The 14,252-nt window shown below is 72.3% G+C and carries 8 protein-coding genes and 5 pseudogenes; 7 read left to right on the plus strand and 6 right to left on the minus strand.

Annotated features, from left to right (window positions below; all coding sequences use genetic code 11):
• The first annotated feature begins 3 nt into the window (after positions 1–3).
• The gene (locus ACZ8AI_RS07000; protein ID WP_464857589.1) at positions 4–660 is read left to right on the plus strand and encodes an alpha/beta hydrolase-fold protein; all 657 of its coding nucleotides are present in this window, start codon (positions 4–6) and stop codon (positions 658–660) included.
• A 21-nt stretch (positions 661–681) separates the two neighbouring features.
• Here ACZ8AI_RS07000 and ACZ8AI_RS07005 read toward each other — a convergent pair whose 3' ends face one another.
• Positions 682–1,164 (minus strand): ATP-dependent zinc protease family protein, encoded by a 483-nt coding sequence (locus tag ACZ8AI_RS07005; RefSeq protein ID WP_464857591.1) that lies wholly within the window; start codon positions 1,162–1,164, stop codon positions 682–684.
• A 72-nt stretch (positions 1,165–1,236) separates the two neighbouring features.
• Between ACZ8AI_RS07005 and ACZ8AI_RS07010 the strand changes: the two are divergent.
• Positions 1,237–2,431, plus strand: a pseudogene (locus ACZ8AI_RS07010) (RimK family alpha-L-glutamate ligase).
• 95 nt (positions 2,432–2,526) lie between these two features.
• On the opposite strand, the gene ACZ8AI_RS07015 reads toward ACZ8AI_RS07010, so the two are convergent.
• Genes ACZ8AI_RS07015 through ACZ8AI_RS07025 form a run of 3 tightly spaced genes read right to left on the minus strand, consistent with a single transcriptional unit; the run spans position 2,527 to position 6,396 of the window.
• Positions 2,527–4,677, minus strand: coding sequence for an Ig-like domain-containing protein (locus tag ACZ8AI_RS07015; RefSeq protein ID WP_464858109.1), 2,151 nt, complete (start codon positions 4,675–4,677; stop codon positions 2,527–2,529).
• Positions 4,616–4,894: an Ig-like domain-containing protein gene (locus tag ACZ8AI_RS07020; protein ID WP_464857593.1), complete on the minus strand. Its 279-nt coding sequence runs from the start codon at positions 4,892–4,894 to the stop codon at positions 4,616–4,618. The genes ACZ8AI_RS07015 and ACZ8AI_RS07020 overlap by 62 nt, the downstream gene beginning before the upstream one ends.
• A 2-nt stretch (positions 4,895–4,896) precedes the next feature.
• On the minus strand, positions 4,897–6,396 hold the full coding sequence (locus ACZ8AI_RS07025) for an Ig-like domain-containing protein (protein WP_464857595.1): 1,500 nt from the start codon (positions 6,394–6,396) through the stop codon (positions 4,897–4,899).
• Between the two features lie 326 nt (positions 6,397–6,722).
• Between ACZ8AI_RS07025 and ACZ8AI_RS07030 the strand changes: the two are divergent.
• The 5 genes and pseudogenes from ACZ8AI_RS07030 to ACZ8AI_RS07050 all read left to right on the plus strand — a co-directional run bounded on the left by ACZ8AI_RS07030 (position 6,723) and on the right by ACZ8AI_RS07050 (position 11,723).
• Positions 6,723–7,799 (plus strand): annotated as a pseudogene (locus ACZ8AI_RS07030) (3-oxoacyl-ACP synthase III).
• A 225-nt stretch (positions 7,800–8,024) separates the two neighbouring features.
• Positions 8,025–8,693, plus strand: a pseudogene (locus tag ACZ8AI_RS07035) (alpha/beta fold hydrolase); the annotation flags it as partial.
• Between the two features lie 331 nt (positions 8,694–9,024).
• Positions 9,025–9,081 (plus strand): annotated as a pseudogene (locus ACZ8AI_RS07040) (hypothetical protein); the annotation flags it as partial.
• A gap of 46 nt (positions 9,082–9,127) precedes the next feature.
• A complete protein-coding gene (locus ACZ8AI_RS07045) occupies positions 9,128–10,405 on the plus strand; it encodes an acyl-CoA synthetase family protein (protein ID WP_464858160.1) in 1,278 nt (425 codons plus the stop codon).
• A 305-nt stretch (positions 10,406–10,710) separates the two neighbouring features.
• Positions 10,711–11,723, plus strand: a pseudogene (locus tag ACZ8AI_RS07050) (NAD-dependent epimerase/dehydratase family protein).
• A 1,168-nt stretch (positions 11,724–12,891) separates the two neighbouring features.
• On the opposite strand, the gene ACZ8AI_RS07055 reads toward ACZ8AI_RS07050, so the two are convergent.
• Positions 12,892–13,353: a hypothetical protein gene (locus tag ACZ8AI_RS07055; RefSeq protein WP_464857597.1), complete on the minus strand. Its 462-nt coding sequence runs from the start codon at positions 13,351–13,353 to the stop codon at positions 12,892–12,894.
• A gap of 403 nt (positions 13,354–13,756) precedes the next feature.
• Positions 13,757–14,230, minus strand: a complete 474-nt coding sequence (locus tag ACZ8AI_RS07060; protein ID WP_464857599.1) for a hypothetical protein — start codon at positions 14,228–14,230, stop codon at positions 13,757–13,759.
• Between the last annotated feature and the right edge of the window lie 22 nt (positions 14,231–14,252).

A 14,252-nucleotide genomic window follows, 5' to 3' on the forward strand; every position in this document is an offset into this window, starting at 1 on the left:
CGGTTGGACCGTCGCGGCCCCGCACACGGACGCGCCCCTGCCGATCGCGGTCGCCCTGCACGGGTACGGCAGCGGTCACGGCGACTTCTTCGGCACCCACCTCGGGTACGACCGCTTCCTCGCCGCGCACGTCGCCGCCGGGGTGCGCCGTTCGCGATCGCCGCGGTCGACGGCGGCAACCGGTACTGGCACCGACGGGCGGACGGCGACGACCCCGCGACGATGGTCGTCGACGAGTTCCTCCCGCTCCTCGCCCGCCGGGGCTTCGACACCACGCGCCTGGCGTTCGTCGGCAACTCGATGGGCGGGTACGGCGCCCTGCACCTCGGGGGCGTGCTCGGCTCGGCGCACGTGCGGGCGGTGTCCGCAATCAGTCCCGCGCTCTGGACGTCGGCGGGCGACACGGCACGTGGGGCCTTCGACGACGCGGCCGACTTCCGTGCGAACACCGTGCTCGGCCGGCAGCACGCGCTCGACGGCGTCGCGGTCCGGGTGGACTGCGGCACGGGCGACGGCTTCGAGCCGGCGGTCCGGACCTACGTGGACGGCTTCACCCGGCGCCCGTCCGGCGGGTTCGAGCCCGGAGGGCACACGCACGCGTACTGGCGCCGCATGGCCCCGCAGCAACTCGCGTTCCTGGCGCACCACCTGCACGCCTGACCGGCGAGCGTCGGGGCTGCGTCAGGCGCGCCCGCGGTTGCGCCGGCGGATCTCCTTCGGGGCGCGTCCGGCCATGAACGAGCGAGCCGGGTCGACCAGGAACCCCTGCCGGAGCGCCTCGCGTCCGACGAGCATCCGGAAGCCCATCTGGTCGCGGTTGCTCAGCGTGACCTCGGCCTGGAACACCCGCCCGGCGAGGGCGATCTCGGTCAGCACGACGATCCGCTCCTGGGTGTGGCCCGTCGAACTCCGCACGATGCGGCGGTCGTGCACGTCGCACTCGATCGTGGAGGCGTCGGCATCGGTGTCCTGCCACGGGTGCACCGAGAACCGCACCCGGTCGCCGGGGAGCTCCTCGAGGTCGAACGCGTGCAGCGCCGAACTCCGGGCTCCGGTGTCGAGCTTGACCTTGATCCACGGGATCCCGAGGTCGGGCAGTCCCGCCCACTCCCGCCACCCGGCGACGACGAGCCCGCTGTCGGAGGACTTCGGAGCGCGGGCCATGTGCCCATCCTGTCGCATGCTTGGATGGAGCGTCGTCGCCCCTCGTCCCCCACACCCCGCGGAGCCGCACCGATGAAACTCGCCATCCTGTCGCGTGCCCCGCACGCGCTACTCGACCGAGCGGCTCCGGGCCGCTGCGATCGACCGGGGGCACGAGGTGAAGGTGCTCAACACCCTGCGGTTCGCGATCGACCTGTCCGGCGAGGACCCCGACCTGCTCTACCGCGGCAAGCTCCTCAGCGACTACGACGCCGTCCTGCCCCGCATCGGCAACTCGATCACCTACTACGGCACCGCCGTGGTGCGGCAGTTCGAGCAGATGGACGTCTACACGCCGAACACGGCGAACGGCATCACGAACTCGCGCGACAAGCTCCGGGCGAACCAGATCCTGTCGCGGCACGACATCGGCATGCCGGCGACGACCTTCGTGGCCGGCCGCAACGACGTGCGCGGGGCGATCGAACGGGTCGGTGGCGCGCCCGTCGTCATCAAGCTCCTCGAGGGCACGCAGGGCATCGGTGTGATCCTGGCACCCGAGGCGAAGGTGGCCGAGTCGATCGTCGAGACGCTGCACTCCACCAAGCAGAACGTCCTGATCCAGCGGTTCATCGCCGAGAGCCGCGGTCGTGACATCCGGGCCCTCGTCGTCGGTGACCGGGTCGTGGCGGCGATGCGCCGGACCGCGTCGGGTGACGAGTTCCGCTCGAACGTGCACCGCGGCGGCACCGTCGAGAAGGTCACGCTCTCGCCCGAGTACGAGGCGGTGGCCGTGCGCTCGGCGCAGATCATGGGCCTCAAGGTCGCCGGCGTCGACATGCTCGAGGGCAACGACGGGCCGCTCGTGATGGAGGTCAACTCCTCGCCAGGACTCGAGGGCGTCGAGCGCGCCACCGGCCTCGACATCGCCGGTGCGATCGTCGACTTCATCGCGAACCAGGTGGCGTTCCCAGAGATCGACGTCCGCCAGCGGCTGTCCGTCTCGACCGGCTACGGCGTCGCCGAGCTCCTCGTGCACACCAACGCCGACCTGGTCGGGATGACGATCAAGGAGTCCGGGCTCTGGGACCGCGACATCACGGTCCTCACGCTGCACCGCGGCTCGAACGTCATCCCGAACCCGCGCAGTGGCGTCGCCCTCGAGCCGGGGGACCGTCTGCTCTGCTTCGGCAAGCTCGAGGAGATGCGGTCGATGATCCCGGAGCGCCGCAAGCGGCGCGCGAAGGTGCGGAAGCTGCCGAAGGAGCCGTTGCAGACCGAGGGCTGAGCGCTCGGGCGCTGCAGCGCCGTGACAGCCGGGAGGCCCGGATCGCGTCCCCTCGTCGGGTACGTGATCCGGGCCTCCAGTCCGCAGTCCGGGGCTCAGTGGCCGCGCACGTCGCCTTGGCGTCGGCGCGCGAGCAGGCGCAGGACGGCGCCGAGCCCGAGCGCGGTCAGCGCGGCGGCGAGCCAGCCGCCGAGCTCGACGCCGGTGAAGGCGAGCTCACGGTTGGTGGTGGCGGTGCCGGTGGGGCTGGCTCCGTCGGTCTCCGGAGCGGGTGCGGTGCGATCGTCGGTCGTGCCGAGCTGCGTGCCGGTGCCCGGGGTCACGATCACCGGGAACGCGATTCCCGTTCCGGCCCCGTGGTCGTTCTCGGCATCGCCATCGTCATCGCCTTCGCTCTCGGGGACGAGCGTGACGAGCATGCTCGAGCCCGGTGAGACGTGACCGAAGCGGTCCACGGCGACGACCGACAGCAGGTGTGCTCCCGGCTCCAGGGGAACCGTCGTCCGGAAGGCGAACCGCCCGTCGGAGTCCGCTGTCCCGCGGCCGATCTCGCGGCCGTCGGCGTCGCGGATGACGACCGTCGAGCCGGGCTCGACGGAGCCCCGGACGATGCCGGTTCCGTCGACGATGTCGTCGAACGCCTCGAGGACGGGTGCCGCCGGGGCCTCGGTGTCGACGTCGACGGTGGTCTTCGTCAGGTCCGACTCGTTGCCGACCTTGTCCTGCGCGATCAGTTCGAGGTCGTGCGCCCCGTCCGTGAGCGGCTCGTCGAGGACGATCTCGAAGTCGCCGTTCTCGTCCGCGGTGTCGCGGCCGAGTTCGTTGCCGTCCTCGTCGCGGATGATCACGGTCGAGCCCGGCTCCGCCGTCCCGCTGATCGGGCCCTTGCCGTCGCTCAGGTCGGACGGGCTGGTGACGACGGGTGCGTCGGGCGTTTCAGTGTCGACGTCAACCGTGGTGTCGGTCGGGTCGGACTCGTTACCGGCGTCATCCTGGGCGATCAGTTCGAGCTTGTGCTCGCCGTCGTCGAGCGGCTCGTCGAGCTCGATCGAGAAGTCGTCGTCGTCGTTGGCCTCACCGCGGCCGATCTCGTTGCCGTTCTCGTCACGGACGATCACGGTGGAGCCGGGTTCGGCGGTCCCGGTGATGGGACCCTTGCCGTTGTCGAGGTCCTTGGGGCTGGTGACGACGGGCGCCGTCGGTGCCTTCGTGTCGACGTCGACGGTGGTCTTCGTCTCCTCGGAGTTGTTGCCGGCGTCGTCCTGGGCGATCAGTTCGAGCTTGTGCTCGCCGTCGTCGAGGGGCTCGTCGAGCTCGATCGAGAAGTCTCCGTCGTCGTTGGCTTCGCCGCGGCCGATCTCGGTGCCGTCCTCGTCGCGGATGATCACGGTCGAGCCGGGCTCCGCGGTCCCGGTGATGGGGCCCTTGCCGTTGTCGAGTTCTCTGGGGCTGGTGACGACGGGTGCGTTGGGGGCTTCGGTGTCGACGTCGACCGTGGTGTCGGTCGGGTCGGATTCGTTGCCGGCCTTGTCTGCAGCGACGAGTTCGAGCTTGTGCTCGCCATCGGTCAGCGGTTCGTCCAGCTCGATGCTGAAGTCGCCGTCGTCGTTGGCTTCGCCGCGGCCGATCTCGGTGCCGTCCTCGTCGCGGATGATCACGGTGGAGCCGGGCTCCGCGGTCCCGGTGATGGGGCCCTTGCCGTTGTCGAGGTCAGAGGGGCTGGTGACCACTGGTGCGTCGGGTGCTTCGGTGTCGACGTCAACCGTGGTGTCGGTCGGGTCGGACTCGTTACCGGCGTCATCCTGGGCGATCAGTTCGAGCTTGTGCTCGCCGTCGTCTAGGGGCTCGTCCAGCTCGATGCTGAAGTCGCCGTCGTCGTTGGCTTCGCCGCGGCCGAGCTCGTTGCCCTCCTCGTCGCGGATGATCACGATCGAGCCCGGCTCCGCGGTACCCGTGATCGGTCCCTTGCCATCGCTCAGGTCGGACGGGCTGGTGACGACGGGTGCGTCGGGTGCTTCGGTGTCGACGTCGATGGTGACCGGGGTGGGGGTCGAGATGTTGCCGGCGTCGTCCTGTGCGATCAGTTCGAGCTTGTGCTCGCCGTCGTCCAGGGGCTCGTCGAGCTCGATCGAGAAGTCGCCGTCGTCGTTGGCTTCGCCGCGGCCGATCTCGTTACCGTCCTCGTCACGGATGATGACCGTCGAGCCGGGTTCGGCGGTCCCGGTAATCCGGACCCTTGCCGTCAGCGAGGTCGGTCGGACCGGTCACGCCCGGTGCGTTCGGAGCGTCGTCGTCCACGTGCACCGTGACCGGCGTCGGGGACGAGACGTTGCCGGCCTCGTCCTGCGCGACGAGCTCGAGGTCGTGCGCGCCGTCGTCGAGCGGCTCGTCGAGCACGATGGTGAACTGCCCGTCGTCGCGGGCCTCGGCACGGCCGAGTTCGTTGCCGTCGGCGTCACGCACGATCACCGTCGAACCGGGTTCGGCCGACCCGGTGAAGGGGCCGGTGCCGTCGGGCGGGGAACTCGGGGGTCGTGCTGATCGGCGCATCTGGTGCGGTGACGTCGGGGTGCGGTGACGGTCACGGGCGAGGGAGCCGACTCGTTGCCGGCGTCGTCCTGTGCGACGACCTCCAGGCCGTGGTCGCCCTCGGTCAGCGGCTCGTCCAGCTCGACCGAGAAGTCGCCGTCGTCGTTCGCTTCGCCCCGGCCGATCTCGTTGCCGTCCTGGTCACGGATGATGATGATGGAGCCGGGCTCGGCGGTTCCGACCACCGGACCGGTCGGGGTCGCGAGGTCCTGGCGCTCGACGATCGGAGCGTCGGGCGCGGTGGTGTCCGGGACGACAGCGGTCGCGGTCGCCGGGCCGGACTCGTTGCCGACCGCGTCGGCGGCGACGACCACGAGGTCGGTCGCGCCCTCGGGCAGCGGTGCGTCGAGACGGACGGAGAAGTCACCGTCCTCGTCCGCGCGGTCGCGGCCGAGTTCGTTGCCGGCCTCGTCGCGGACGATGACGATGGCGCCCGGCTCGGCCGCGCCGGTGATGGGTCCGGTCGGGTCGGCGAGGGTGCCGGGGTCGTCGATGATCGGGACGTCGGGGGCGGTGGCGTCGACGTCGAGGGTCGCCGTGGTGGGTTCGGCGGTGAAGCCGTTGCGGTGCTGCACGGCGGTGACGGTGACCGACCCGTCCGACAGCGCCTCGGTGACGGGGAGCGACCAGGTGCCGTCGTCGCCGACGGGGACGTTCACCGGTGCCCGGTCACCGACGGTCACGTCGACGGTGCCGCCGGGGACGCCCTGGCCGGTGATGGTCGGCTTCGGTCCGACGGCTGCGGTCGGCTCGTCGATGACGGCGGCGGTCAGCGGGATGGTGACCTTCCACGTCGATGTCGTCTGCTCGTTCGTGTTGACGTAGTCGGTGGCGGCGTTCGGGGCGAACGAGCCGTACACCGTGACGACGTCGCCCGGCAGCGCCGAAGCGTCAACGGTGACCGGCACCCGGATGTGGTTGTAGTTCGCTCCTCCGGTGTTGAGCGGCTGGGGGTTCGCTCCGAGGCGGTCGGTCTGCGTGGGAGACGTGAACGTGCAGTTCGCGACGTTCGCCGTGCCGGAGTTCGCCACGGAGAACGGCGGTCGTCCGCGTGTGAAGGTCGCAGGGCCGGTGATGGTCCAGTGGAAGTCGAGCGAGCGGCTCGGGATCGTGAAGCCACTCGAGTTCTTGACGTTGAAGATCGACGTCTCGAACCGCTGTCCCGGCTGGCCGGTCGCGTCCGTCGCGCCCTGGACGTAGACGTTGATCGGCGTCTCGTTCGGCGTGACCTCGTCGGTCGGGGGCTGCGCCTCGAGGGTGGGGGTCGGGGCGGGTGCGGTGCTCGGCGCCGGCGCCGGCTCCGGCTTCGTGGCGGGGTCGGCGTCGACCGAGGGCCGCGGTGTCCGCGGGCGCCTCGGGCTCGACAGGCGCGCCACTGTCGACAGGCGACTCGCCCTCGCCCTCGCCCGGAGCCTCCGGCTCCACGGACTCGTCGGCTCGCTCCTCGGTCGGCGCGGGTGCCGTCGTGAAGGTCGTCGCGGCGGCCATGTCCGGCACCGCCAACGGCGCGAAGGCCAGCAGGAGGGGCTGCGGCAGAGGTGGACTTGCTGAGCGGGGGCATTCGGGGCTCCGATCGAAGGGGTCGGTAGCCATCGTATGCAATATGTATTTCACATGCAATGCATTGCCCGGATTCAGGGCCGTCCAGCGCATCCGGATCGCGCACACAGGCCAGATGCGGAAGTATGTGTCGGTGACGATCATGACGGAACGGCCGGTCGACCAGGCGACGAGCAACGATCCGGAGCGGCCGGGCAACGCCACGGCGAAGCACCAGAACGTCTCGCTGCTGTCCGTGGCGACCACCACGGCCGAGCGGGTGACGACCTCGGCCGACATCGAGGCGCGCCTCCGCGGCGTCCTTCGTCGCCTCCGTCTGCCGATGGGGCTGCTCGAACGCGTCGCCGGTGTCACCGAGCGCCGCAACTGGGGCGAGGGCCAGACCTTCCAGGACGCCGCGATCGACGCCGGCCGTCGCGCGATGGCCGAGGCGGGTGTCCGCCCCGAGGACATCGGTCTGCTCATCAACACGTCGGTGACCCGTCCGCACCTCGAGCCGTCCGTCGCGGTCCGCCTGCACCACGGGCTCGGCCTGCCGACGTCGGCGATCAACTTCGACATCGCGAACGCGTGCCTCCGGGTTCGTCAACGCCATGAGCGTCGCCGCGGGCATGATCGACTCGGGCAAGATCGGGTACGCGCTCGTCGTCGACGGCGAGGACGCCGACCAGGTGCAGCTCAACACCATCGACCGCCTGAACCAGGGCGGCCGGAACCGCAAGGACTTCATGAGCGAGTTCGCGAGCCTGACCCTCGGGTCCGGTGCCGCGGCCGCCGTACTCGGCCCGTCCGATGCCCGCCCCGAGGGGCACCGCATCGTGGGCGGCGTCACCCGCGCCGCGACGCGGTGGTACGACCTCTGCGTGGGCAGCGTCGACGGCATGTTCTACGGACGCGAAGATGCTGCTCAAGGGCGGCATGGAGCTCGTGGTCGCCGCCTGGAACGAGGCCGCGCACTTCGACTGGGCCGACATGGACCGGTACGTGCTGCACCAGGTCTCCGACGTGCACACGAACGCCTTCGTCGAAGCGATCGGCATCCCGCGCGACAAGGTCCCGAAGCGACCTGCCAGCGGTTCGGCAACGTCGGTCCGGCGTCGATCCCGATCACCCTGGCGGACGAGGTCGCGAACGGCAGCATCACCCGCGGCGACCGGGTCTTCCTCGGCGGTGTCGGTTCCGGCATCAAGCGCGGCGTATGGTGGAACTGCGCTGGTGAGGGTCCGGCCTCCCGCGCGTCGCCGCTGCCACGGCTCCGGCGGCGCTCCCGCCGCCCCTGCCCGGACTCGACCCCGCCCTGGGTCGCGTCTCGCTGACCGTCCCAGTTGTCGCTGCTGACCGAGGCCGGGAGGCACGACTCGCCCCGCGCCGCACCTGGCACCTCCTCGGCACGGCCGGTTCCCTCGACGCCCTCGGCGTGCGCCCGGTGGGCACCCTGCTCTGCGTGCACGGCAACCCGGCCTGGTCGTACCTGTGGCGGTCGGTCGCCGCGCGGTCGCTCGAGGTCGCCCGCGCGGAGCGGTCCGGCGTGGCGGGTCGTGCGGTCGACCAGCTCGACATGGGCTTCTCGGAGCGCACCGGGCACCAGCGCTGGCTGCCCGAACGCGTCCGCGACCTCGGCGCACTGACCGACGAACTCGGGCTCACCGGCCCGGTGGTGACCCTCGGCCACGACTGGGGCGGTGTCGTCTCCCTCGGCTGGGCGGTCGACCACCCGGACCTCGTCGTGGCGGTGCAGGCGTGCAGCACCGCCGTGCACCAGCCCGCCGACGCCCCGATCCCGGCGCCGCTCCGGCTGGCCCTGCGCCCGGGGCTCCTCGGCCGGGCGACCGTCGATCACGCCGGCGTTCCTCGAGACGACGCTCGCGATCGCACACCCGAAGCTCGACCGGCCGACCGCCGACGCCTACCGGGCGCCGTACCGCGAGGGCCGCCCGTCGCGGGGGGATCGGCGGGTTCGTCGCCGACATTCCCGTCGACAGCGCGCACCCGAGCGCCCCCGAACTCGACCGGATCGCCGCGGGGGTCGCGGCGCTCGACGTCCCCGCGCTGCTCATGTGGGGCCCGCGCAGACCCCGTGTTCCTCGAGCGGTACCTCGACGACCTCGCCGAGCGGTTGCCGCAGGCCGACGTGCACCGCTTCGAGGGCGCCGGGCACCTGCTGCCGGACGACGCCGACGTCGCCGGAACGGTCTTCGAGTGGCTCGGCGACCACCTGCCGGACGGCCACGTGCCCGCGGGGGACGAGCCGCGCCTCCAAGGCCGGCACCGAGGCCGCGACGGACGCGAGCCGCTCCACTGTGGGCCGCGCTCGACGACCTGCGCGACAGCGGCGAACCCGCGCTGGTCGAGGATGGCCGCACCCGGCGGGGTCCGTACCGTCTCGTGGCAGGCTGCTCGCGCGCCGGGTCGAGGAGATCGCGGCCGGACTCGCGGACCTCGGCGTGCGCTCGGGCGACCGCGTCTCGCTGCTCGTCACGCCCGGAGCCGACCTGACCGCCGTCCTCTACGCCGTGCGTCGGATCGGCGCGGTCGTCGTCGTGGCCGATGCCGGACTCGGGCTGCGCGGGCCTGACCCGTGCCGTCCGCGGAGCCCGTCCCGACTGGATCATCGGCGCCCTGCCCGGGCTCGGTGCCGCCCGCGCGCTCGGGTGGCCGGGCCGACGCATCGCGACCGTCACGATGCCCGGAGCCGCACGCCGAGGCGCTCCGCGTCGAGCACACGCTCGTCGACGTCTCGCCCGCCGGGTGCAGCGCCGTCTCGCAGCGGGCGCGACCCTGCCCGCTGCACCCGCGTCCGACGCGTCCGCAGCAGGTCACTGTTCACCTGTCCGGGTCGACCGGCCCGGCGAAGAGGGCGTCGTGTACACGCACGGGCAGCTCGGTGCCGTCCGCGACGCCCTGGCGACCCAGTACGACATCGGCGTCGGCACCGGCCTCGTCGCCGAGGTTGCGCCGTTCGCCCTGCTCGGACCGGCGCTCGGCGCAGGTCCGGTGGCACCCGACATGGACGTCACCGCGCCCCGCACGCTCACGGCGACGGCGGTCGCTGCGTCGGTGACGGCCGCCGACGCGACCGTGGTGTTCCTGTCCCCGGCGGCGCTCGCGAACGTGGTGGCGACGGCCTCCGCGCTGACGGAAGCCGACCGCCAGGCGCTCGGCCGCGTCGGCCTGTTCCTGTCGGCCGGCGCCCCGGTGTCGGCCGCGCTGCTGACCGCGGCGACCGACCTCGCTGCCGAACGCGAGCGCGCACACCCCCTACGAGGAAGCGCTGACCGAGGGGCTGCTCATGACGGACGTCGACCTCGACGGGGTGCGGAGCGGCGTCGGAGTCCGCCGAGGAGGGCATCTGCGTCGGGGCCCCGGCCGCGCACGTGCACGTCCGAGATCGCGCCGCTCGACGATGTCGGCCGACCCACAGGCGCCCTGACCGACCGGGCGGGCATCACCGGTGAAGGAATCGTCGTCGCGGCGCCCCGCATTGCGCGAGCGGTACGACCGGCTCTGGCGGACGAACCGGGTGTCCCGGCGCTCGGCGTCGACGACCCCCGCGGGCACCGCACCGGCGACGTCGGACACCTCGACGCGTCCGGCCGGCTCTGGGTCGAGGGGCGGCTGCAGCAGCACGTGCTCACCACCCCGTCCGGGGTCGTCACGCCGGTCGGTCCCGAGCAGCGCATCGAGCGTGCTGGACGGCGTCGGGCGAAGGCCCGGGTCTCGCTGGCATCGGACCGAGCGGGACGCGGCAGGCCGTCGCCGATCGTCGAGACGACCGGGCAGGAGCCCTGCGCGTGGTCGCAGTCGTCGCCGTCCGGGGCTCGCTGACCCAGCGCTGGCCGCAGCGGTCCGGGCTGCCGCAGGGATCCCGCTCGCGCGGTGCTGACCGTGCCCGTGCTGCCGACGGACATCCGGCACAACTCGAAGGTCGACCGTGCGCGGCTGTCCCGGTGGGCGGCCTCGGTGCTTCTCCGGCGGACGGATGGTCCGGCCGTGACCGCCGCGTGCGCTGCGTGCGGTGCGTGCTCACACGCGCTCAGCGACGCTTCACAGACCGTCGGGCGCCGGCGAACTGTCGCAGCATAGCGCAACCGAACCGCAGCGGTGCGCTCCGGCGGACGGATGGTCCAGCCGTGACCGTCCTCGTCACCGGGGCCAGCGGATTCCTCGGGCAGGCGACGGCCGCGGCCGTGCGCGATGCCGGGCACGGGGTCCGGACGTTCCAGCGCCGACCCTCCGGGGTGTCCGGTGTGTCGGACGTGCTCGGCTCGATGACCGACCCCGACGCGATCCGCCGCGCCGTCGACGGCGTCGAGGCCGTCGTGCACCTCGCCGCGAAGGTCCTCGCTCGCGGGTGACCCGGCCGACTTCGTCCGCGTGAACGTCGACGGCACCCGGGCACTCGTCGACGCGGCTCGGCAGGGCGGGGCCCGTCGCTTCGTCTTCGTCTCCTCGCCCTCGGTCGCGCACACCGGGTCGTCACTCGATCGGTGCGGGTGCCGGTCCGGCCGAACCGGCTCGTGCGCGTGGCGACTACGCCCGCACGAAGGCCGCCGCCGAGCTCGTCGCCCTCGACGCCGACGCCCCGGACTTCGCCGTCGTCGCGATCCGGCCGCACCTGGTGTGGGGGCCGGGCGACACGCAGCTCGTCGGACGGATCGTCGACCGCGCCCGGACGGGGCGGCTGCCGGTGCTCGACTCTGGCGCAGCCCTCATCGACACGCTCTACGTCGACAACGCCGCGTCCGCGATGGTCGCCGCGCTGACTGCGCCGCCGATGACGGGGTGCACGGGAACGCCTACGTCGTGACGAACGGTGAGCCGAGGCCGGTCGCCGAGCTGCTCGCCGGGATCTACGCAGCGTCCGGTGTGCCGGCACCGCGGCTGCACGTGCCGGCCGGGGTGGCCCAGGCCGCCGGGGTCGCTCGTCGAGGCCGCGTGGCGGGTGCGCCCGGGGCAGGACGAGCCGCCGATGACGCGGTTCCTCGCGGAGCGACTTTGTCGACGGCGCACTGGTTCGACCAGCGCCGGACCCGTCGCGACCTGCAGGTGGGCACCGGCGGTGTCGATCGATGAGGGCCTGGCACGGCTGGCGGCGGCCGCGGCGGCTGGCCGGCCCCGGGCCGTGCCCGAAGTCTCGGGCTGAGCGACACTTCTCGGGTGCTGGGCCGCGAGAACTGTCGCGCATCCTGAATCTCCGACCTGCGCGGCAGGTCTCGGGCCGGCGCAGCCAGGCTCAGGACCTGGTCGGCCGCCACGTAGACCCAGGCGGTCCACCCCGACGCGAGCGTGACCCGGATGCGCTGGTAGTCGGCGACCTCGTGGCGGTCGACCGCGCCGAGCTGCCACTCGTACCCGAGGGCGAGGACCGAACCCTCGACGACGTCGTCCGCGGAGCCCCGTCGCAGGATCGGGTGCCGGTCGGACCCGCTCGTCCGGATGACCTCCGGGTCGGTGATCGTCACCCACTCGAGGCGCCAGCCCGGCAGGGCATCCGGTTCGGTCGGCACGTGCCCGCCGAACAGCGACTCCATGCACGAGCGGCTGCCGGAGCGTGCCGTACGAGAACACTCGCTGCGTCTGGCCGGGCAGGGGAGCCGGACCGCTTGATCGGCTTCGGACCGATCGTGGGCGTCGACGTCCACACGAGGGCTCCCGCGACGCCCGTCAACCCGAGGTGCAGCAGCCCGATTGAGCGCCCAGGACGCTGCCCCAGATGACCCCGGACGTGTCGCCCGGGGCAGGGCTCGAGGAGCCCGTCGTCGTCGAGCGGTCCGCACATCGCGTTCCCGTTCGTCACACCGACGGCGATCGCGATGAACACCGACGACGAGGCAGACCAGCGCGAACACGCCCGAGACCGAGGACCCAGCGCTGGCCGGGGAGAGAGACGCTTCACGTCGCGAGGGTAGCGGACTGGCGGCACGCACCACGCGAGCCGACCGGCTCACGTGATCCGCGCCTCCAGTCTGGCGACGTCACCCGCGGGACAGAACTCCGTCGGCGGCGACTGATCCACCTTGCTCACCCAGACCGAGTCAGCTCGGTCGCCGGAGCCGACCGGCGGGAAGCGGAAGCTGACGAACACGCCGTTGATCGTCGTCGTCCAGCCGCCGTAGGGCGAGTCCGACGGCTGGGCGTCGTCGTTGCCCGGTTCCGTGTAGTGCAGGTCGGGGTACGCCGCCCGCAGCTCGGCGAGGGTGCTGCCGACGCCCAGTCCAGCGGCCGTCGTGGGGGCCGTTGCCCTGAGCGTCCGGGGCGCCGGTCCCGATCCGCGATACTCTGCACCGTGCCGTCGTCCGCCCGGACCACCGTCAGTTCCGGGAAGTCCTGCGACAGCCAGAAGGTGACAGCCGGGTTGAGGCGGGGCTCGGGCGAGTAGATCCCGTCCAGGTCGTCGGTCTCGGCGGCGTCCTCCCCACCGAGCGCGATCGGCCCGACCTCGCTCCCGAGATCGTCCAGGTGGACGGATCCGGACAGCGCACGTACGGCGGCCGGGTCGACGTGGGCGACGGCGTCGAGAGTCGGCGTCGGGCGTCCCGACCGGCGCCCCGGACGGGGTCTCGGTCGGGGTCGGCTCGACGGTGGGCGTGGCCGGTCGGCACCGGCTCGGCGGTGATCGACGTCGGGATGAGGCCGAGCGCGACCCCGCCGCCGGCGGCACCGAGCAGGGCGCACTCCCCACGACGCCGATCGCGATGCCCCGCACGACGTCCGTGTCGCTTCGGGCGAGGGTGGCCCGCTTCGAGGACGTTCTGCTTCATCGAGACGAGCATGCGTTGCGGGTCGTCTCCCTCGGGGATTCAGTGTTCATCGTGCGTCACCGCCTTCTTGAGTCGTCGGCGGGACCGGGAGACCCGCTGGGTGACCGCTCCGACAGCTGAGTCCGAGCAGTTGGGCGGCTTCCGCGTAGGGTACCCCTGCAGCGAGCCCAGAGTTCGCAGATCCGACGGTCGGTGTCCGGGAGGGCGGCGATCTCGTCGCGGTACTTGCAGCGGAGCTGTTCGGAGGCCTCGGTCGTGTCGCCGGGCGCCGCGGGCTCGGCGGAAAGCAGTTCGTCGCCGGCGTTCTTCGCGGTGCGGCGGCCGGTGTTCCTGGCGTGGTTGCGGCGCACCACCAGGAGCCACGGCAGCAGGCTGCCGGTGGGGAGCTGGAGCCCGTCGGCGCGTTGCCAGAGGGTCAGGGACGTGTCCTGGACGATCTCCTCGGCGATCCTGGCGGCTGCCCGCGATCGCCCCACGCGTACCGGGTGAGTGTCGGCGCGAAGCGGTCGGGCGCCGTCGCGAGCGCTGCTCTGTCCCCGAAGGCGAGGCGCCGTGCGAGGCCGGCGTCGTCTTCTGCGGTGTTGTCCACGGTGCTCTCCTTCACTACGACAATGTCGGGGAGACGGCCGAACATGACACGGATCACGACGCGGAAGTCGTCCACGTCGTGATCCATGTGTAGTGCGCCGGAGGCGTCAGCGGTGTCGGTTCGCCGCCTTCGCGAGCTTCTTGCCGAGCTTCTTCCGGTCCTTGCGGGCGTGCGGGTCGTTCCAGATCCGCCGCGCGCGGTCTCGGCCTTGGAGGTCTTGATCACCGGGCGGTTGGCGCGGGAACCGAACCAGAAGCCGATGAGGACGATCGCGCCGATCAGGTTGATGCGGTTGCGCATGGTGGTGCTCCTTCGTTGGTGG

This window comes from Curtobacterium sp. AC273, assembly GCF_979253735.1.

Excerpts from the sequence above, each read along its gene's own strand:
- ACZ8AI_RS07045 (WP_464858160.1), top strand. The coding sequence starts at position 9,128 with ATGCCGGACTCGGGCTGCGCGGGCCTGACCCGTGCCGTCCGCGGAGCC.
- ACZ8AI_RS07060 (WP_464857599.1), bottom strand. The coding sequence starts at position 14,230 with ATGCGCAACCGCATCAACCTGATCGGCGCGATCGTCCTCATCGGCTTC.
- ACZ8AI_RS07005 (WP_464857591.1), bottom strand. The coding sequence starts at position 1,164 with ATGGCCCGCGCTCCGAAGTCCTCCGACAGCGGGCTCGTCGTCGCCGGG.
- ACZ8AI_RS07055 (WP_464857597.1), bottom strand. The coding sequence starts at position 13,353 with ATGCTCGTCTCGATGAAGCAGAACGTCCTCGAAGCGGGCCACCCTCGC.